This window comes from Streptomyces sp. NPDC048338, assembly GCF_043201055.1.
GTDB lineage: Bacteria > Actinomycetota > Actinomycetes > Streptomycetales > Streptomycetaceae > Streptomyces.
On record NZ_JBICYQ010000001.1, the window covers coordinates 433,802 to 453,774 of the forward strand.

14 protein-coding genes and 1 pseudogene are annotated in these 19,973 nt (G+C 73.0%); 9 read left to right on the plus strand and 6 right to left on the minus strand.

The genetic code is table 11. The annotated features are described in order from the left end of the window. Positions 1-49 precede the first annotated feature (49 nt). Entirely contained in the window at positions 50-814 is a 765-nt protein-coding gene (gene cobS, locus ACGFZF_RS02025; protein ID WP_393550595.1) for an adenosylcobinamide-GDP ribazoletransferase, read from the plus strand. Between the two features lie 205 nt (positions 815-1,019). Continuing rightward, positions 1,020-2,105, plus strand: coding sequence for a hypothetical protein (locus tag ACGFZF_RS02030; RefSeq protein ID WP_393550596.1), 1,086 nt, complete (start codon positions 1,020-1,022; stop codon positions 2,103-2,105). Positions 2,106-2,145: 40 nt separating this feature from the next. On the opposite strand, the gene ACGFZF_RS02035 is transcribed toward ACGFZF_RS02030, so the two are convergent. The 3 genes and pseudogenes from ACGFZF_RS02035 to ACGFZF_RS02045 all read right to left on the minus strand — a co-directional run. After that, positions 2,146-2,691: a GNAT family N-acetyltransferase gene (locus tag ACGFZF_RS02035; RefSeq protein WP_393550597.1), complete on the minus strand. Its 546-nt coding sequence runs from the start codon at positions 2,689-2,691 to the stop codon at positions 2,146-2,148. Positions 2,692-2,734: 43 nt separating this feature from the next. After that, on the minus strand, positions 2,735-3,403 hold the full coding sequence (locus ACGFZF_RS02040; protein WP_393550598.1) for a spherulation-specific family 4 protein: 669 nt from the start codon (positions 3,401-3,403) through the stop codon (positions 2,735-2,737). Positions 3,404-3,581: 178 nt separating this feature from the next. Next, a pseudogene (locus tag ACGFZF_RS02045) lies at positions 3,582-4,970 on the minus strand (hypothetical protein); the annotation flags it as partial. A 295-nt stretch (positions 4,971-5,265) separates the two neighbouring features. Here ACGFZF_RS02045 and ACGFZF_RS02050 point away from each other — a divergent pair. The 6 genes from ACGFZF_RS02050 (at position 5,266) to ACGFZF_RS02075 (ending at position 15,170) form a co-directional block, all read left to right on the plus strand. Then, positions 5,266-6,777, plus strand: a complete 1,512-nt coding sequence (locus ACGFZF_RS02050) for a leucyl aminopeptidase (RefSeq protein WP_393550599.1) — start codon at positions 5,266-5,268, stop codon at positions 6,775-6,777. 301 nt (positions 6,778-7,078) lie between these two features. After that, positions 7,079-8,467 (plus strand): dihydrolipoyl dehydrogenase, encoded by a 1,389-nt coding sequence (gene lpdA, locus ACGFZF_RS02055; RefSeq protein ID WP_393550600.1) that lies wholly within the window; start codon positions 7,079-7,081, stop codon positions 8,465-8,467. Between the two features lie 96 nt (positions 8,468-8,563). Further along, positions 8,564-10,327: a 2-oxoglutarate dehydrogenase, E2 component, dihydrolipoamide succinyltransferase gene (gene sucB / locus ACGFZF_RS02060; protein WP_393550601.1), complete on the plus strand. Its 1,764-nt coding sequence runs from the start codon at positions 8,564-8,566 to the stop codon at positions 10,325-10,327. Positions 10,328-10,468: 141 nt separating this feature from the next. Further along, positions 10,469-11,092 (plus strand): GntR family transcriptional regulator, encoded by a 624-nt coding sequence (locus tag ACGFZF_RS02065; RefSeq protein ID WP_393550602.1) that lies wholly within the window; start codon positions 10,469-10,471, stop codon positions 11,090-11,092. Positions 11,093-11,453: 361 nt separating this feature from the next. Beyond that, positions 11,454-14,150, plus strand: a complete 2,697-nt coding sequence (aceE, locus tag ACGFZF_RS02070; RefSeq protein WP_393550603.1) for a pyruvate dehydrogenase (acetyl-transferring), homodimeric type — start codon at positions 11,454-11,456, stop codon at positions 14,148-14,150. Between the two features lie 57 nt (positions 14,151-14,207). Next, positions 14,208-15,170 (plus strand): helix-turn-helix transcriptional regulator, encoded by a 963-nt coding sequence (locus ACGFZF_RS02075; protein ID WP_393550604.1) that lies wholly within the window; start codon positions 14,208-14,210, stop codon positions 15,168-15,170. On the opposite strand, the gene ACGFZF_RS02080 is transcribed toward ACGFZF_RS02075, so the two are convergent. After that, positions 15,161-16,078: an SDR family oxidoreductase gene (locus ACGFZF_RS02080; protein ID WP_356603116.1), complete on the minus strand. Its 918-nt coding sequence runs from the start codon at positions 16,076-16,078 to the stop codon at positions 15,161-15,163. The two genes, ACGFZF_RS02075 and ACGFZF_RS02080, sit on opposite strands and share 10 nt — an antisense overlap. A 99-nt stretch (positions 16,079-16,177) precedes the next feature. Between ACGFZF_RS02080 and ACGFZF_RS02085 the strand changes: the two genes are divergently transcribed. Beyond that, the gene (locus tag ACGFZF_RS02085) at positions 16,178-16,696 is read left to right on the plus strand and encodes a DUF4240 domain-containing protein (protein ID WP_393551003.1); all 519 of its coding nucleotides are present in this window, start codon (positions 16,178-16,180) and stop codon (positions 16,694-16,696) included. Positions 16,697-16,756: 60 nt separating this feature from the next. On the opposite strand, the gene ACGFZF_RS02090 is transcribed toward ACGFZF_RS02085, so the two are convergent. Both ACGFZF_RS02090 and ACGFZF_RS02095 read right to left on the minus strand, forming a co-directional pair. Beyond that, positions 16,757-18,838 (minus strand): SpoIIE family protein phosphatase, encoded by a 2,082-nt coding sequence (locus ACGFZF_RS02090; RefSeq protein WP_393550605.1) that lies wholly within the window; start codon positions 18,836-18,838, stop codon positions 16,757-16,759. 273 nt (positions 18,839-19,111) lie between these two features. After that, positions 19,112-19,897: an SDR family NAD(P)-dependent oxidoreductase gene (locus ACGFZF_RS02095; RefSeq protein WP_393550606.1), complete on the minus strand. Its 786-nt coding sequence runs from the start codon at positions 19,895-19,897 to the stop codon at positions 19,112-19,114. Between the last annotated feature and the right edge of the window lie 76 nt (positions 19,898-19,973).

Consider the following 19,973-nt stretch of genomic DNA (forward strand, 5'->3'; position numbering starts at 1 on the left):
TTCGGGTATGCGCAATTTACCGTCCGAGGACGCCGATTACCCTGCCCGGATGGACGGCCTGCGTTTCGCCTTCGGCACCCTCACGGTGCTTCCCGCCCGCATCACCCGCTGGGACCGGGACGCGGCGCGGGCCGGCATGCTCTGGGCGCCCCTCGCCGGCCTGGTCGTCGGCCTCTGCTCGGCGGCGCTCGGCGGGATGTTCCTGCTGCTCGGCTCGGGCCCGCTGCTCGCCGCCGTGATCACGGCGGCGGTGCCGGCGGTGATGACCCGGGGCCTGCACCTGGACGGACTCGCGGACACCGCGGACGGCCTCGGCAGCGCGAAGCCGGCCGAGGACGCCCTGCGCGTCATGAAGCAGTCCGACATCGGGCCGTTCGGCGTCATCGTGCTGCTCTTCACCCTGTTCGCCCAGGTGGCGGCGCTCTACCGGCTGTACGACGAGGGCTGGGCGCAGGGCGCGGTCGCCGCCGCGCTCGCCGCGACCGTCGCCCGCCTCGCCCTGACCCACGCCTCCCGCACCGGCATCCCCGCGGCGCGCCCGGAGGGCCTGGGCGCGATGGTCGCGTCGACCGTCCCGGTCGGCCCCGCGGCGCTGGCCACGGGCCTGGTGCTGGTCCTGTGCGCGGCCGCGGGCGCGGCGTTCTCCCCGTACGACGCTGTCCGGCACGTCCTGGCGGCGGGTGCGGCCCTCGCGGCCGCGGCACTGCTGCTGCGGCGGTGCGTGCGGCGCTTCGGCGGCGTCACGGGAGACGTGTTCGGGGCGGTGGAGGAGACCGCGGCCACGGCGGCACTGGTGGCGCTGACGCTGGGGTGATCGTTTCGTGATGCCTCGGAGGGCAACCCTCCGGATGACTGCCCGGTCTTGAACGTGTGATCAGACGTCCCGCCCGCGCCGCGGCCGCCCTCCTTGCCACCTCCCTCCTCCTCGCCGCTGCGGAACCGGCGAGGACGGGAACGCGAAGCCGCGGGCCGCGCGGCCCGCGCAGCACCCGGTCTTCGACCAGCCCCTGGACCGGCAGGTGTTCCTCGCCCTGCGCCAGACGCAGAAGGCGGGCGGCGCGCGCTTCACCCAGACGCTGACCTTCGAGTCGGAGAAGGGCCGGGCGGTCCAGACGACGAGCGGCCGGCTGGACTTCGCCGGGGGCACCGGCGAGGCGCGGGTCACCTGGAGCGTGCCGAAGGAGTACCCCGACGCCGCCAAGGCGGCCATGCTCGGCTCCACTCCCGGCCGGACGAACGCCGACGCCTCCGGAAGCTTCCTCGTCGACCGGCAGGCCATCCGCTACCGCGCCGGCTCCGCGGACTACTGGCTCCGCTACACGGTCGGCGACGACGGGGCGACGGCCGGCTCGGATGCCGTCGACCGGCTGCTCGGCACCGAGAGCCCGATCGGCGGCACGCTGCTGGAGGGGATCGGCGGCGCGGAGGCGACGGCCGGAAAGACCGAAGGGCAGGGCCGGACGTACCGGGCGGAGATGCCCGCCACGGTCGCCTGGGAGCTCTTCCCGCAGGATCTGCGCGACGAGCTGACCGTCCAGGGGATGGCGTCCTCCCGTACCGCCCCTCTGCCGCTGACCGTCTCGGTCGACGGCCGTGGCCGGATCGTCCACGCGCTGGTCGACCTCGCCTCGACCCTCGGCCGGAAGGGGAGTGCCCTCCACGACGTGACCTCGCTGCGGATGGACCTCACGCTCTCCGCGCACGGCACGGCCGCCCCGTCCTCCGCCGCCCCTCAGGGCCCCACCCGCGAGGCGAACGACGCGGTGCTCCGGCTCCTCGCGGTCAAGGCCGGGAAGTGCGTCGACTTCGGCACCGGTCTGCGGGAGGCCCGGATGGTCGTGAGCGTGCCCTGCTCCGGGCCCCACGACGGGCGGGTGTTCGACCAACTGTCCCTGGGCAAGGGCGCCTTCCCGGGCGGCGACGCCGCGCAGAAGCGGGCGCGCCGGGCGTGCCGCGGGGCGTACGACGGTGCCCCGTCCGGCTGGACCTCCGAGAGCGCCGAGAAGGACACGTACTGGTACATGTGGTCCGGCGAGAGCGACTGGCGGGAGTCGGGCGAGGGCCGCGTCACCTGTTACGTCGTCACCCGCGAGGGCGCGGCGTAGCGTCCGTCCCGGCGCGGACGTCCGGTGCCCGCGCGGTGGCTCAGACCCGCGTCGCGTCCGCCGGGATCTCGAAGACGATCGCGATCCCGTCGTGTCCGTCGCTCCGCTCGCCGACACGCGTGAAGCCGAAGCCCGCGATCGTGGCCAGGGATGCCGTGTTGTCGGATCCGATGGTGGCCCGCACGGTCCTGACTCCGGGTTCGGCGGCGGCTCGGGCGAGCAGCGCCGCCACCATGGCGCGGGCGTAGCCGCGGCGGCGGTACCGGGGCACGACGGTGTAGCCGATCTCGACCAGTCCGGCCTCGTCCGGCGGCCCGTGGAACCCGGCGTCGCCGACGACGGTGCCGTCCGGTACGGACACCGCGGCCCGTGCGGTCCAGGGCGCGGCGGACGGGTCCGCGGCGAGCTGGTCGGCGCGGTGGCCGAAGATCCATCGGGCCCGGTCGCCGACGAAGTGCTCGTCGAGGGCGACTCCGGCCTCGGCGCTGCCGCCGGCCAGGTCTCCGTCGGCGAGCGCCCGGAACGCCTTCGCGCTGAGCTCGACGAATCGGACGTTCTTGGCGGCGGGGAGAGGTTCGCTGTTCATCGCGAGGATGTTCGCCCGGTGGCCGCGGCCTGTCCACCGCTTTTCACGGCGCCCCCGCGGACGCCGTGATCGTCCGTTCGGGCGTCGGCGCCGAGACGGGCTCAGGCTCCAGGCCGTGGGGCAGCGTGCCCCACGGGTGGGCGCCGGCTCCCGGGACCGCGCAGTGGACGGGGGTGGCCGGCCGGACGCCGGACGGGGCGGCGTAGACGAGGTGGCAGTAGTGGTCGGCGACGGGCAGGTCGAGGTTGCGGTAGGTGTCCCACGGCCCCTCGAAGGTGACCAGCAGGTCGGCGAGTTCCGCGTATCCGGGGTCGGGATGGGCCCCGTGGTTGAGCACGACGGCCCGGGCACCGGCGGAGCGGGCGCCGACGGCGAGGCGGCGGTAGTGGGCGAGCGCCTCCGCCTCGGTGGGCACCTGGTCGAGGAAGGCGCCGTCGGCCCCGTACCAGTCGCGATGGCGCAGCAGTTCGGCGACGACCTCGCCGTGCGGGCGCCTCCCGTACGCGGTGTCGGTGTACCCGAGCACCCGCGTGCCGGCCGCCCGCAGGCGTGCGGCGACGTCCGCGAACGCGGGGTCGGGACGCTCCCCCGCCCCGCTCGCCGGGTTGAGCACGACGCCGTACAGGGACGGCGCGGCCTCGATCACCGCGCTCCAGGCGTCCGGCCGGTCGGCCGGATGCTCGTAGAAGGGGACCAGCAGGCGGGAGTTCACGGACGGGCACCTCCAGGGAGCGTCTTGGGGCGGTGGGCGGCGGACCGGACCAGTCGAACGCTCACGCCGCCATGGACGTGCCGCTAGGTGCCGTCGGTGAGCAGGGTGACGTGACGGCAGCGGCTCGGCATGTGCGTGTCCCCCCGGAGCGTCTGGTCGGTCGTCAGGTGGTCGGCAGCTCGCGCGCGTTGTCGCCGGCCGTCCATTTCAGGCCATTGTCGGCGAGGGCCCCGGCGAGGTGGGGGTGGTCGACGGGCTGCTGCGGAAGGGTCCTGAGCCCCGAGTGCTCGCCGGTGACGAGCTCGCCGCGGTCGATGGGGATCCCCTTGGCGCCGGCCCAGTCGAGGGTGTCGCGGATCTGCCCGGAGATCTCGGCCCGGCTCGTCCACAGCGGGGCGCCGGAGGCGTTCGTGGCGCGCGTCCACGGGACGGTGGTGCTGTCCTGCACGCAGCCGAGGAAGGGGTGCGCGAAGGTGTGGTTGATCCACCGGTACCGGGCGCGGTCGGCGACGAGCTGCGCGGCGAGCGGGTCGGTGCCGCCGTGATCGGCCTTCCACTGCTCGCCCTGGCCGCCGATGTGGACCGGGCCGAGGGTGAGGCCGGCGGTCTTCTGCCGGGCCGCGGCGTACCGCGCGTCGGCGGCGGTCATCCGGATCGGCGCGGCTCCCGCGTCGTCGGCGCCGGGGCAGTCGAAGTCGCCGGGGGTGCAGTTGCGGACGGGGTCCCAGGCGGCGTCGGGGGCGAGGACGTCGTCGGCGTGGACGGAGAACCGGCTGCGGGACCGACCGAGGTGGACGCCTTGGGTGAGCCATTCGACGATGCCGCGGGCGAGCACCCGGAACTGCCGCTGGTACTGGTTGTAGGCGAAGGTGACGACCAGTTCGCGGCGCCCGTCGTGGGCGTACTCCCCGATGAGGCTGGCCCGGCCGCCGCCCGCGACGGGCATGTCGAGGTAGCTGGTGTAGCCCGCGCGGGGGCGCCCGGCGTAGCCGTAGCTCTCGGAGACGGACGGGTCGCCGTCCTCGAAGGCCAGCGGACCGTCGAGGTGGCGGAAGGGGCCGCCGCGGCCGGCGGCGGTGACGGTGGCGACCGTGCCGTCGAGGACGCCGGAGAAGCCTCCGTCGGTCGTGTAGTCGAGGCCGACCTCGGGGTGGGCCCAGGTCTGGGCGTCGACCTGCGGGATGCCGAAGGCGCGCTCGTAGGCGGCCAGCGCGGCCTGCTCGGCGGAGTCGGGTCCGAAGGCGGACTCGTGGGGCAGGACGACGCCCTGGTACTTGGCCCGGGGGCGGCCGTCGACGGTGTCGCCGAGGAAAGCGGCGTCGATGACGGGGCGGCCGGGCTCGTTCAGGTCGACGCTGCGGTAGGGCACGCCGGTGGAGCGCAGCTCGGAGGTGATCGCCTCCACGGCGCTGCCACCGTCGTCCACGACGAGGACGGTCAGATCGATCCGCGGTGCCGGTTCGGCGGCGCGGGCACCGGCGGACGGGACGACGGTGGCGAGCAGCGCGGCGGCGACGAGTGCCGTGGCCCGGGCGGCTCCGGGCATGCGGGATCCGGCGGAGTCCATCGTGGTGGTGTCCCCCTCGGCAGGCCCTCCGGGCAGGAGGGAACCTGTGGAGATGGTGCGTGGACGGGGGTGCCGCCCCTGCGTGAATGAGGCGATTCTGAGCGAGCCCTCGCGGCGTGAGCGGTAAACGTGAAAGAGACACCTCGGACGAGTGAATCAACGTCGCCGTGATCGAACGCGAGCGGCGAGCGTAGGCTCGTTCTCGGCGCTCTCCGGGCCGAAATACGATGCGGCGGGCACGGTCGGCCCATCCCTCGACCGCTACAGAACTCAATGGAAGCGAGATTTCACCACCGTGACTGCTCTCACTCTCAGCACCGCCGGCGCGGCGACGCTGCGTGCCGACGCCCTCGTCGTCGGCGTCGCGAAGTCCGGCAAGGCCCTGGTCGTCGCCCCGGGCGCCGAGGCCGTGGACCAGGCGTTCGACGGAAAGCTCGCCGCCGTCCTGGAGACCCTCGGTGCTTCGGGTGCCGAGGGTGAGGCGACCAAGCTGCCCGCCCCCGCCGGCCTGAAGGCCCCCGTCGTCCTGGCCGTCGGCCTGGGCTCCGCCCCCGAGGACGGCGAGGGTTACGACGCCGAGGCCCTGCGCCGCGCCGCCGGCACCGCCGCCCGCACCCTGACCGGCACGAAGAAGGCCGCGTTCGCGCTGCCGATCTCCGGCGCCGAGGACGCCGAGGCGATCGCCGAGGGCGCGCTGCTCGGCGCCTACGCCTACACCGCGTACCAGGACAGCAAGAACGGCGACGCCCGCAAGCCGCTGGCCGAGGTCGCCCTCCTCGGCGCGAAGCCGCGCGACAAGGCCCACAAGGCCGCCGCGGAGCGCGCCCAGGCGCTCACCGAGGAGATCAAGCGCGCCCGCGACCTGATCAACATGCCGCCGAACGACCTCACCCCGGCCGCCTTCGCCGCCGTGGCGCAGGCCGCGGGCAAGGAGCACGGACTCAAGGTCCAGGTCCTCGACGAGAAGGCGCTCGCCAAGGGCGGCTACGGCGGCATCCTCGGCGTCGGCGTCGGTTCCGAGAACCCGCCGCGCCTGGTCCGGATCGCCTACACCCACCCGGAGGCGGAGAAGACCCTGGCCCTGGTCGGCAAGGGCATCACCTACGACTCGGGCGGCATCTCCCTGAAGCCGGCCGGCCACAACGAGACGATGAAGTGCGACATGAGCGGCGCGGCCGCCGTCTTCGCCGCGGTCGTCGCCGCCGCCCGCATCGGCGTGCCCGTCAACGTCACGGGCTGGCTGGCGCTGGCCGAGAACATGCCCTCGGGCTCGGCCACCCGCCCCGGTGACGTGCTGCGCATGTACAGCGGCAAGACCGTCGAGGTGCTGAACACCGACGCCGAGGGCCGGCTCGTCCTGGCCGACGCGCTGACCCGGGCCTCCGAGGAGCACCCGGACGCGATCGTCGACGTGGCGACGCTGACCGGTGCGATGGTCCTGGCGCTGGGCAACCGCACCTTCGGCATCATGGCCAACGACGACGCCTACCGGACCGCGATCCACGAGATCGCCGAGGAGGTCGGCGAGCAGTCCTGGCCGATGCCGCTCCCGGCGGACCTGCGCAAGGGCATGGACTCGCCGACCGCCGACATCGCCAACATGGGCGAGCGGATGGGCGGCGGCCTGGTCGCCGGCCTCTTCCTGCAGGAGTTCGTCGGCGAGGGCATCACCTGGGCCCACCTCGACATCGCCGGCCCGGCCTTCCACGAGGGCGCGCCGTACGGCTACACCCCCAAGGGCGGCACGGGCTCCGCGGTCCGCACGCTGGTCAAGCTGGCGGAGCGCACCGCCGACGGCGAGGTCTGATCCTCGGCGGGGCCGGACCGGGATCGGCCCGGCCCCACGCGACGGCCCCCGGGTTCCTGCCCGGGGGCCGTTGCGCTCTCGACGAAATCCGCAGCGCCGCCCACCCCTATTACCCACGGGTACCGACGATCGCCCGGTCTCACACACCGGCCCCGCGTCCCGCCTCCCGTCAACAAGTGCGAAGATGGGTTCTCGGCAGGACAGGGCCCCCACCACAGGGCCGAACCAATAGCGGCCGAACACCAGCCGCCGCCCGGTCATCGGAGACCGGCGACCGGCGCACATGCATGGAGGACGTGACGTGGCGAACGACGCCAGCACCGTTTTCGACCTAGTGATCCTCGGCGGCGGTAGCGGCGGTTACGCCGCGGCGCTGCGCGGAGCGCAGCTGGGCCTGGACGTCGCACTGATCGAGAAGAACAAGCTCGGCGGGACCTGCCTGCACAACGGCTGCATTCCCACGAAGGCCCTGCTCCACGCCGGCGAGGTCGCCGACCAGGCGCGCGAGGCGGAGCAGTTCGGTGTCAAGGCCTCCTTCGAGGGCATCGACATCAAGGCCGTGCACAAGTACAAGGACGACGTGATCTCGGGCCTGTACAAGGGTCTGCAGGGTCTCGTCGCCTCCCGCAAGGTGACCTACATCGAGGGTCACGGCCGGCTCTCCTCCCCGACCTCCGTCGACGTGGACGGCCGTCGTGTCGAGGGTCGTCACATCCTCCTGGCCACCGGCTCCGTACCGAAGTCGCTGCCCGGCCTGGAGATCGACGGCAACCGGATCATCTCCTCGGACCACGCGCTGACCCTGGACCGTGTCCCGGAGTCCGCGATCATCCTCGGCGGCGGTGTCATCGGCGTCGAGTTCGCGTCCGCGTGGAAGTCCTTCGGCACCGACGTCACGGTCATCGAGGGCCTGAAGCACCTGGTCCCGGTCGAGGACGAGAACAGCTCCAAGCTTCTTGAGCGCGCCTTCCGCAAGCGCGGCATCAAGTTCAACCTCGGCACGTTCTTCCAGTCCGCCGAGTACACCGACAGCGGCGTCAAGGTCACCCTGGCCGACGGCAAGACCTTCGAGGCGGAGGTCCTGCTCGTCGCCATCGGCCGCGGCCCCGTCTCGGCCGGCCTCGGCTACGAGGAGCAGGGCGTCGCCATGGAGCGCGGCTACGTCCTCGCCGACGAGTACATGCGCACCAACGTGCCGACGATCTCGGCCGTGGGCGACCTCGTCCCGACGCTGCAGCTCGCGCACGTGGGCTTCGCCGAGGGCATCCTGGTGGCGGAGCGGCTGGCCGGACTGAAGCCCGTTCCGATCGACTACGACGGCGTGCCCCGGGTGACGTACTGCCACCCCGAGGTCGCCTCCGTCGGCATCACCGAGGCCAAGGCCAAGGAGATCTACGGCGCGGACAAGGTCGTCGCCCTGAAGTACAACCTCGCGGGCAACGGCAAGAGCAAGATCCTCAAGACCGCGGGCGAGATCAAGCTCGTCCAGGTCAAGGACGGTGCCGTGGTCGGCGTCCACATGGTCGGTGACCGCATGGGCGAGCAGGTCGGCGAAGCACAGCTGATCTACAACTGGGAGGCGCTGCCGGCCGAGGTCGCGCAGCTCATCCACGCCCACCCGACGCAGAACGAGGCGCTCGGCGAGGCTCACCTGGCCCTCGCAGGCAAGCCCCTCCACTCCCACGACTGATCCAGTCGACCGGGCGCGACGACCACTTTCCGCACCTCCCCCGCTCGGCGCGCCGCGCGAGCGGGGGAGACCCCACCGTTAGGAGCAACTGAAACCATGTCGGTTTCCGTAACCCTGCCGGCGCTCGGCGAGAGCGTCACCGAGGGCACCGTCACCCGCTGGCTCAAGGCCGAGGGCGAGCGCGTCGAGGCCGACGAGCCGCTGCTCGAGGTGTCGACCGACAAGGTCGACACCGAGATCCCCGCCCCCGCCTCGGGCATCCTCGCCTCCATCAAGGTCGCCGAGGACGAGACCGTCGAGGTCGGCGCCGAGCTGGCGATCATCGACGACGGCTCGGGCGCCCCCGCCGCCGAGGCCCCCGCCGCCGAAACCGCTGCCCCGGCGCCCGCCGCCGAGGCCCCCGCCGCCCCGGCCCCCGCGGCCCCCGCCGCCCCGGCGCCCGCCGCCGAGGCCCCGGCCGCTCCGGCCGCCGGTGGTGCCTCCGGCACCGACGTCGTGCTGCCCGCGCTGGGCGAGAGCGTCACCGAGGGCACCGTCACCCGCTGGCTGAAGTCGGTCGGCGACTCGGTCGAGGCCGACGAGCCGCTGCTCGAGGTCTCCACGGACAAGGTCGACACCGAGATCCCGGCCCCGACTTCGGGTGTCCTGCTGGAGATCGTCGTCGCCGAGGACGAGACCGCCGAGGTCGGTGCCAAGCTGGCCGTCATCGGTGCCGCGGGTGCCGCTCCGGCCGCCGCCCCGGCTCCGGCCGCGGCCCCGGCTCCGGCCGCGGCCCCGGCTCCGGCTGCCGCTCCGGCTCCGGCCGCCCCCGCTGCCCCGGCCCCGGCCGCCCCGGTCGCCGCTCCGGCCGCTCCGGCTCCGGCCGCCGCCCCGGCTCCCGCCCCGGCCCCGGTCACCCCGGCCCCGGCCGCCGCCCCCGCCGCCGTGCAGCCGGCGGACGACGGCGCCTACGTCACCCCGCTGGTCCGCAAGCTCGCCACCGAGAACGGTGTCGACCTGGCGTCGGTCAAGGGCTCCGGCGTCGGCGGCCGCATCCGCAAGCAGGACGTCCTCGCGGCCGCCGAGGCCAAGAAGGCCGCCCCGGCCCTCGTCGCTGCCGCTCCGGCCGCGTCGAAGGCCCCGGCCCTCGAGGTCTCCCCGCTGCGCGGTCAGACCGTCAAGATGACCCGCATGCGCAAGGTCATCGGCGACAACATGATGAAGGCGCTGCACGGCCAGGCCCAGCTGTCCTCGGTCGTCGAGGTCGACATCACCAAGCTGATGAAGCTGCGCGAGCAGGCGAAGGCCTCCTTCGCCGCCCGTGAGGGCGTCAAGCTGTCCCCGATGCCGTTCTTCGTGAAGGCGGCGGCCCAGGCGCTGAAGGCCCACCCGGTCATCAACGCCCGGATCAACGAGGACGAGGGCACCATCACGTACTTCGACTCGGAGAACATCGGCATCGCCGTGGACTCCGAGAAGGGTCTGATGACGCCGGTCATCAAGGGTGCGGGCGACCTGAACATCGCCGGCATCTCCAAGGCCACGGCCGACCTGGCGGGCAAGGTCCGCGCCAGCAAGATCACGCCGGACGAGCTGTCCGGTGCGACCTTCACGATCAGCAACACCGGCTCGCGCGGTGCGCTGTTCGACACGATCATCGTCCCGCCGAACCAGGTCGCCATCCTGGGCATCGGCGCCACGGTGAAGCGTCCCGCCGTCATCGAGACCGCCGAGGGCACCGTCATCGGCGTGCGCGACATGACCTACCTGACGCTCTCCTACGACCACCGTCTGGTGGACGGCGCGGACGCCGCCCGCTACCTGACCGCGGTCAAGGCGATCCTCGAGGCCGGCGAGTTCGAGGTCGAGCTCGGCCTGTGAAACACGGAGGCCCGCAGCCCGGAAGCGCAAGCTACTGAGCTGTAACAAGCCTCACCAGCAGCGCCCCCGTCCGGCAGTGTTTCCGGACGGGGGCGCCGCCGTATTGTCTAGAGGTCAACGCCCTCCCTAAGGAGCTGCTCCATGACCATCCCTGTCGTCCACTCGCTTCGCGAGCAGATCCGCGAGCACATCGTGGAGGGCATCGTCAGCGGGCGCTGGAAGCCGGGCGAGCGGATCGTGGAGCGACGGATCGCCACCGAGCTGGAGGTCAGCCAGACACCGGTCAGGGAGGCGCTGCGCGAGCTGGAGTCGCTGCGCCTGATCGAGTCGGCGCCCAACAAGGGCGTACGGGTACGGAACCTCACGGCGGCCGACCTGGAGGAGAGCTACCCCGTCCGGGCCGGTCTGGAGCAGATCGCGGCCGAGCTGGCGGCAGGGCGGCTCGCGGCCGACTGCTCCACCCTGGAGCCGCACGTCACGGCCCTGTACGAGGCGGACCGCACCGCCGACGGGACGGCGCAGGTGCGGCACACGGTGGCGTTCCACCGCGAGCTGGTGAAGGCGGCCGGGAACAGCGTGCTGCTGCACACCTGGGAGGGCCTGGGCATCGAGGTCTTCACGGCCCTGTCGATCCGCTGGCTCGGCACGGTCCAGAAGTCGTACGCGGAGGAGCACCAGGAGCTCGTGGAAGCGTTCCGCCGCGGGGACCCGAACATCGGCGCGCTGGTGAAGGCCCACGTCCTGGGCTGCGCCCCGCGGGCCTAGGGGGCGCGTCCCGTCCCGTCCCGTCCGGTCCGTCCGAGCCCCGAGACACCTCCGGGAGGAGGACCTCCGGCCCGGTCCCGAAGCCCCTTCTCCTCCGAAGCCCCGCCCCGGCGGGGCTTCGCTCATTCGTGCGCGCACCCCCTCATCCGGCTCCCCACCTGCGAAAACAAGGCACCGGGTGCCCAGTTTCGCGGCACCCTGTGCCGACTTTCTCGATCTGAAGAGGTTTTCCCCTTCAACCCTTTGATCGATCATCGATCGGCGACATACAGTCTTCGGCGGGCCGCAACCCCGGCCTTCGCCCTGTCCTGCCAGACAAGGCACCCCTTCTCCACCCCCATCTGTCCGGAAGGCGGCGATCATGACCGATCCCGTAGGCAAGATTCCGAGTGAGCTCGACCAGCTCCCGGACCGTGACACCGAGGAGACCGCCGAGTGGGCGGCCTCCCTCGACGCCGTCACCAAGGCCGCCGGCCCCCACCGGGCCGCCTACCTGATGCGCCGCACGCTCCAGCACGCCGAGGGCGCCGGCCTGGCCCTGCCCAAGCTGCTGGAGACGGACTACGTCAACACCATCCCCACCTCCGCGGAGCCCGTCATCGACGGTGACGAGGAGATGGAGCGGAAGATCACCGCGTGGAACCGCTGGAACGCGGCCGCGATGGTCTCCCGCGGCGCCAAGCACGGCGTCGGCGGCCACATCGCCACCTTCGCCTCCGCCGCCTGGCTCTACGAGACCGGCTTCAACCACTTCTTCCAGGGCAAGGAGGGGGACGGCTCCGGCGACCAGCTCTACATCCAGGGCCACGCCTCCCCCGGCATCTACGCCCGCGCCTTCCTCGACGGGCGCCTCACCGAGGAGCACCTCGACAACTTCCGGCAGGAGTCGGGCGGCAAGGGCCTGCCCTCCTACCCGCACCCGCGCCGCCTTCCCTGGCTGTGGGAGTTCCCGACCGTCTCCATGGGTCTGGGCCCGCTCTCGGCGATCTACCAGGCGCGCTTCAACCGCTACCTCACCAACCGCTCCATCAAGGACGTCTCCGCCTCGCACGTGTGGGCGTTCCTCGGTGACGGCGAGATGGACGAGCCCGAGTCGACCGCCGCCCTCGCGCTGGCGGCCCGCGAGGGTCTGGACAACCTGACCTTCGTCATCAACTGCAACCTGCAGCGCCTCGACGGCCCGGTCCGCGCCAACTTCAAGATCGTGCAGGAGCTGGAGGCCCAGTTCCGCGGTGCCGGCTGGAACGTCGTGAAGTCCCTGTGGGGCGGCGCCTGGGACGAGCTGTTCCAGCTCGACACCACCGGCGCGCTGGTCCGCCGGCTCCGCGAGGTCCCCGACGCGCAGGTGCAGACGTACCAGACCCGCGACGCCGCCTACATCCGCCAGGACTTCTTCGGCAAGGACCCGGCGCTCGTCGCGATGGCGCAGCTGCTGAGCGACGACAAGATCCTGGAGTGCTTCCACCTCTCCCGCGGTGGCCACGAGCCGCGGAAGGTGTACGCCGCCTACAAGGCCGCCCTGGAGTTCAAGGGCGCGCCGACGGTCATCCTCGCGCAGACCGTGAAGGGCTTCACCCTCGGCGAGGGCTTCGCCTCGAAGAACGCGAACCACCAGATGAAGAAGCTCTCGGTGGACGAGTTCAAGAACATGCGGGACCTGCTGGGCCTGCCGATCTCGGACGCGCAGTTCGTCGACGGCGTGGTGCCGTACGGCCACCCCGGCGCCGACTCCCCCGAGGTCCGCTACCTCCAGGAGCGCCGCGCGGCCCTCGGCGGCCCGGCCCCGGCCCGCCGCACGCACGCCCTCTCCCCGCTGCCGGCCCCGGCCGACAAGTCGTTCGCCGCCTTCGACAAGGGCTCCGGCTCGCAGTCGATGGCGACCACGATGGCGTTCGTCCGCCTGGTCAAGGACCTGGTCCGCGACAAGGAGACCGGCAGGCGCTGGGTCCCGATCGTCCCGGACGAGGCCCGCACCTTCGGTATGGAGTCGCTGTTCCCGTCGCTCGGCATCTACTCGCCGAAGGGCCAGACGTACGAGCCGGTCGACCGCGACCAGCTGATGTACTACAAGGAAGCCGTCAACGGCCAGATCCTGAACGAGGGCATCACCGAGGCCGGCTCGATGGCCGACTTCATCGCCGCGTCCACCGCGTACTCCACGCACGGCGAGGCGATGATCCCCTTCTACATCTTCTACTCGATGTTCGGCTGGCAGCGGACCGCCGACCAGATGTGGCAGCTCGGCGACCAGCTGGGCCGCGGCTTCCTCGTCGGTGCCACCGCGGGCCGTACGACCCTGACGGGTGAGGGTCTGCAGCACGCGGACGGCCACTCCCCGGTCATCGCGGCGACCAACCCGGCGGCGCTGACGTACGACCCGGCGTTCGCCTACGAGGTCGCGGCCATCGTCAAGGAGGGCCTGCGCCGCATGTACGGCGAGGCGGCTCCGGGCGAGGACCAGGACGTCTTCTACTACCTCACCGTCTACAACGAGCCGATGCCGCAGCCGGCCAAGCCCGCCGGGATCGACGAGGGCATCGTCAAGGGCCTGTACCGCTTCAACACGGCGGAGTCCGCGGGCCTCGACCTGCCGGCGAACCCGTCGCGGATCCAGCTCCTCGGCTCGGGCACGGCGATCCACTGGGCCCTGCAGGCGCAGAAGCTGCTCGCCGAGGAGTGGGGCGTGGGCGCCGACGTGTGGTCCGCCACCTCCTGGACGGAGCTGCGGCGCGACGCGCTGGAGGCCGACGCGGCGATCCTGCGCGGCGAGGAGAAGGTGCCGTACATCCGCGCGGCCCTGGAGGGCGTGGAGTCCCCGGTCCTGGCCGTCTCCGACTACATGCGCCAGGTCCCGGACCAGATCGCGCAGTGGGTCGAGCAGGACTGGTCCTCGCTCGGCGCGGACGGCTTCGGTCTGTCGGACACGCGTGACGCGGCCCGCCGCCACTTCGGTGTCGACGCGCAGTCGATCGTGGTCGCGGCCCTCGCCCAGCTCGCCCGTCGCGGCGAGGTCCCGGCCTCGGCCGTGAAGGAGGCGCGCGAGCGCTACGGCCTGTAGGACCTGTCCTCCGGGCAGGCCGGTCCGGCTGTCGGTGGCGGCACGCATGATGGATTCATGCGTGCCGCCCGGCTGATCAAGATGGTCCTGCTGCTCCAGTCCCGTACCTCCATGACGGCGGCCGAACTGGCCGAGGAGCTGGAGGTGTCCGAGCGGACCGTCACCCGCGATGCCCTCGCCCTCTCGGAGGCGGGGGTTCCGGTGTACGCGGACCGGGGCAGGGCCGGCGGGTACCGGCTGATCGGCGGCTACCGCACCCGGCTGACCGGTCTGGCGCGCGGCGAGGCCGAGGCGCTGTTCCTGTCGGGGCTGCCGGGCGCGCTGCGGGAGATGGGTCTGGAGGACGCGGCCTCGGCCGCCCGGCTGAAGGTCTCGGCGGCGCTGCTGCCCTCGCTGCGCGACGCCCCGGACTCGGCGGCGCAGCGCTTCCTGCTCGACGCTCCGGGCTGGTACCAGGAGCCGGCGACCCCGGAGTGGCTGCCGCCGGTCGCGGAGGCGGTCTGGGACGACCGGACGATCTCCGCCCGGTACCGGCGCGGCGACCGCGAGGTGGAGCGCGAGCTCTCCCCGTACGGGCTCGTCCTGAAGGCGGGCGTCTGGTACCTGTGCGCGCGTTCCGGCACGGCCTTCCGGACGTACCGGATGGACCGCTTCACGGCCGTCGTCCTCACCGGGGAGCGCTTCGAACGGGACGAGGGGTTCGACCTGCCGGCCTTCTGGGCCGAGCGCGCGGCGGAGTTCGCCCGGTCGATCCTGCGCGCCGAGGTCGTGCTGCGCCTCTCGCCGGCGGGGGCGCGCCGGCTGCCGTACGTGACGGACCGCGCGGCGGCCGAGGAGGCGCTGGCGGCCGGCTCGACGGATGCCGAGGGCCGCGTGACGGCGACGCTCCCCGTGGAGAACGAGGAGGTCGCCTTCGGTCAGCTCCTCTCCCTGGGCCCGGAGGCGGAGATCCTCGGACCGGACTCCCTGCGGTCCCGTCTGGCCGAGGCGTCTCGGGCCCTCGCGGCGCTCTACCGGTAGTCCGCCACGTCCGGGTTCCCGGTCTCGCCCGCGATCATGTAGCCCCAGGCGTCCGGCCGGGAGCCGTCGGCGTCCGTGAAGCCGTACTCCCTGGCGAGGCTCCCGCTGTCGAGCGACCGGCCGTTCCAGCGGGCCCGGTCGGGGTCGGCGGCGAGTGCGGCCACCGCGCGGCCGACGTAGGCCGGCGACTCGGCGATCTCGAAGCCGGGGACCTTCTCGACGGCGTCGCGCCAGTTCTCCTCCGTGACCTCGAAGGCGGCGAGCATCTGCTCCGAGCGCAGCCATCCCGGTGTGAGCGCGACGGCGGTGCCGCCGACGTCCTTCAGGTCGTGGGCGAGGGCGAACGCCATCCGGATCGGGGCGTTCTTCACCAGGTCGTAGAAGAAGTTGAGCCGGAAGCGGGTGTTGTACTCCGCCGTGCCGTCGGTCATCTCGACGACCAGGGCGCCGGGGTGCCTGATCAGCAGGGGCACCGCGAGACGGGAGGTGATCGCGTGCGTCCTCACGCCGAGCTCCAGCATCCGCAGACCGCCCGCCAGGTCGGTCTCCCACACCTTCTTGTCGAACTCGACCAGGTGCTCGCCGCCCCAGACGTCGTTGACGAGGACGTCGAGCCTGCCCTGCTCCCTGTCGATGCGCGCGACGAGCGCCTCGACCTGGTCGATCTCCAGATGGTCGGTGGGCACGGCGATGCCCTCGCCGCCGGCCGCCGTCACCAGCTCGGCCGTCTCCTCGATGGTCTCGGTCGTCCGGCCGACCTCGCTGGCCTTCCCGCGCGTGGTGCGCCCGGTGACGTACACGGTGGCGCCCGCCGCGCCCAGCTGTACGGCGATACCCCGGCCCGCGCCCCGCGTGGCGCCCGCGACCAGCGCGATCCTGCCGCCGAGCGGCTTCGGTTCAGTCGTCATGGATCGAGCGTGACAGGAAAGTACGACATCCTCTGTCCGGATTGATTTTGGGTGTTTCCGGGTGCGTCGCCCCCGGCCAGGGCCGATGCTTGTCCCGTGATGGACGAGACGGAGTTCTGGGAGATCATCGATTCCAGCCGCGAGGCCGCCGAGGGCGACCCCGAGGATCAGGCCGACCTGCTCGTGGAACGGCTCCTGCAGCTCGACCCGGACTCCGTGCTCGACTTCGCCCGCCACTTCGAGGCCCGCTATCACCGGGCCTACTCCTGGGAGTTGTGGGGCGCGGCGGCCGTGCTGCTCGACGGCGCGAGCGACGACGCCTTCGACTACTTCCGCTGCTGGCTGATCGGCCAGGGCCGGGAGGTCTTCGAGGGCGGGGTGCACGATCCGGACTCGCTCGCGGAGCTGCTCGGCGAGTTCGACGAGGAGATCGACGGGGACGGCGAGGAGCTCGGGTTCGCCGCGGACGAGGCGTACGAGCAGCTGACCGGCGCCGAGGCGCCGGATCTGGGGATCCCCCCGCAGCCGGCCGAGCCGGAGGGCGGAACCTTCGACCTGGAGGACGACGGGGTGCTCGCGGCCCGTTTTCCGCGCCTGTGGGAGCGCTTCGGGGCGTAGGGTCCCGCCGGTCTCGCCGGTCTCGCCGGTCCCGCCGGTCCTGGCGGGCGCCGGTGTCGCTCAGGGAGTGCCGATGCGGGCGACGAGGAGGGCGACGTCGTCCGCGGGCGGGCCGGGCACGAGGCGGGTGACGATCACGTCGCACAGGTCGTCGAGCGAGGGCCCGGGATCGGCGAGCCGGCGGGTGAGTTCGTCGAGGCGCGCGTCGATGTCCGTACCGCGGGCCTCGACGAGTCCGTCGGTGTACAGGACGAGAAGGCTTCCCGGGGGCAGGCTGACGTCGCTGGTGGTGAACGTGATGCCGCCGATGCCGAGCGGGGCGCCGGCCGGCAGGTCCAGCAGTCGGGCCCGGCCGTCGGGGGTGACGACGGCCGGCGGCGGATGCCCGGCCCGGGTGATCCGGCAGCGGCCGGTGGCCGGGTCGCACATCGCGTAGAGGAACGTCGCCAGCATCGGCTCGGCGAGGTCGTCCAGCACCGCCTCCAGCTGCATGAGCACCTCGACGGGCTCCAGGTCGAGGCGGGCCAGGGCCCGCACGGTGGAGGACAGGCGTCCCATGACGGCCGCGGCGGCGGTGCCGTGGCCCATGACGTCCCCGATCAGCAGGGCGGCCTTGCCCCCGGACAGGGACACGACGTCGTACCAGTCGCCGCCGACCTCGTTGACGTCGCTCGCCGCGAGGTAGCGATGGGCGATCTCGATGCCCGCCGGCGGGGTGATGTGCTGGGGCAGCATGCTGCGCTGGAGCGCCACGGCGGTGTCGTGCTCGCGGCCGTACAGGCGCGCGTTGTCCGCGCACACGGCCGCCCGGGCGGCCAGCTCGCCCGCCAGTTCCACGTCGGTGCCGTCGAAGGGCGGTTGCTCGCCGGTGCGGTAGAAGGTGGCGAGCCCCAGGACCTTCTCCCGGGCGATCAGCGGCACCATCAGGAAGGAGCGGACTCCCAGCAGCAGCAGCTTCCTCGGCGTGTCCGAGTACGGCGCGGCCGCGGCGACGACCTTCTCGTCGAGGTGGGTGAGCAGGTAGGGCCGGCGCCGGGCCAGGGCCTGGGAGTAGGGCGCGGCAGAGGGGAACTGCAGGGTCCGGTCGAGCGGTGCGAGGACGCCGGCGACCAGGGATCCGGCGCGGGGTGCCTTGCCCAGGCGCCGCAGCGCCGTGCCGCCGACCAGGCCGTCTCCGACCTCGCCGCCTTCGGCGAGCGATTCGAGCAGGTCGACCGTGACGACGTCCGCCAGGCCGTGGATGGCGACGTCGGCCAGTTCCTGGGCGGTGCGCTCCAGATCCAGCGTCGTGCCGATCTTGATGCTGGCCTCGTTCAGCAGGGCCAGGCGGGCGCGGGCCTCCTCGGCCTGCATCCTGGTCCCCTCCACGGCGGTGATGTCCGTCATCGAGGCCGCGATCCCCACGGGCAGGCCGTCCGCGTCCTCCAGCCGTACGAAGGACACGGACCACACGCCCTCCCGCCGGGGCTGAGCGGGGGTGCGGCCGACCCGGCGGAAGTCGACCACCGGCTCGCCCGTGTCCAGGACGCGGCGCATCACCGCCTCCATCTCGCGCGCGTTCACCTCGGGCAGCACCTGCGGCAGGGTCCGTCCGGCGTGCGCGGCCTCGGGCAGGCCGTTCATCCGCTGCAGCGCGGCGTTCACCCGCAGGAACCTGAGACCGGTGTCGAAGACCGCGATCCCGACCGGGGAGTGCGAGAACAGGCCGTCCCACACCACCGAGGAACCGCGCACCCGGGCCGAGGAGTGCGCCTCGGCGGCGAAGACGAGGACCCCCGCGTCGGCGCCGGCGCCGGCCGGGCGCGCCCAGATCTCCAGCTCGACGGGCCGGCCGTCGCGGTGCCAGGCCGTCACGGAGCCCATCACGCCGTGCCCGGCCGCCGCCCCTTCCCACAGGGACCGGCCCAGGCTCCGGTCCGCGTCCGGGTGCAGCAGCTCGACCACGTGCCGCCCGACGGCGTCCCGCGCCCGGTATCCGAGCAGCTGCTCGGCCACCGGATCCCAGTGCACGATCCGGCCGTCCGGATCCGTCGCCGCGAGGGCCACCGGGACGGCTCCCAGCCACCCGCCGGCACCCCGGGCCACGCCCGGTCCGTCGGTCATCGTCTGCGCCGCCACCGGGCGTCCACCACTGGCATCCATGACCTTGAGAGCCCCTCCCAGTATCAGCCCGGGGCACGCCGCCAACCAGTCACCCGCCCGGAGGGCCCGTCCTGGCGGGTGAGGGACGCGGTGGCCTCGAGGGCCTCGGCCCGGTCGGGGCGGGCCGCCCGGACGATCTCGCTCCGGACGGCGCCGGGGTGACCACGGAGACCCGGCCCTCGCCGATGCCGGAGGAGGCGCCGTCGCCCCCGACCGGTCCGCGCCGGTGACGACGGCGGTGCGCCCCCGAGGACGCGGGCGGCGCGGGGGACGTCAGAAGTGCGTCCCGCCGTCGATCCTGACCTCGGTGCCGGTGATGAACCTCCCGTCCTCCGAGGCGAGCATGGCGACGACGCCGGCGACGGTCTCCGGGCCGGCGAAGCCCTGGCCGAGGGCCGGGGTGAGCTTCATGAAGAGGGAGAGGTCGGCGTCCTCGGGCAGGCCGGGGCCGACGCTCTGCCGGCTGGCGCCGGTGCCGTCGGTCATGCCGGAGGAGATGGAGCCGGGCTGCACCGCGGTGAAGCGGATGCCCTGCCGGGCGTACTCGGCGGCGAGGGCGTGGGTCATGGACTGGATGCCGCCCTTGCTGGCCGCGTACGCCGCCATGTACGGGTGGGCGAACACCGCCGAGGTGGAGGAGAAGTTGACCACGGCGGCGCCTTCGCCCTCCAGGAGCGCGGGTATCGCCTCGCGGATGACGAGGAAGGTGCCGGTGAGGTTGATCCGGACGACCTGCTCGAAGAGGTCGAGACCGGTCTCGTGGGTGTGCGAGGAGCGCAGGATGCCGGCGGCGTTGACCAGCGCGTCCAGGCCGCCGAGCGCCTCGACGGCGGCGGCGACGCCCGCGCGTACGGAAGCCTCGTCGGCCACGTCCAGGACGACGGTCGTCAGGCGGTCCGCGTGCGCGCCCGCCCGCGCCACGGTGTCCTTCAGACCGGCCTCGCTGATGTCGGCGGCGACGACACGGCCGCCCTCGGCGAGCATGCGCAGCACGGTGGCCTGGCCGATGCCCGATCCGCCGCCGGTGACCAGTGCGCGGCGTCCTTCGTAGCGGTTCATGTCCTGTCCGACCTCTCGACGGCTCGCGGCCGTGTGTTCGGTGTGCTCGGCGGCCCGGTGCGGTCCGGGGCTCGCG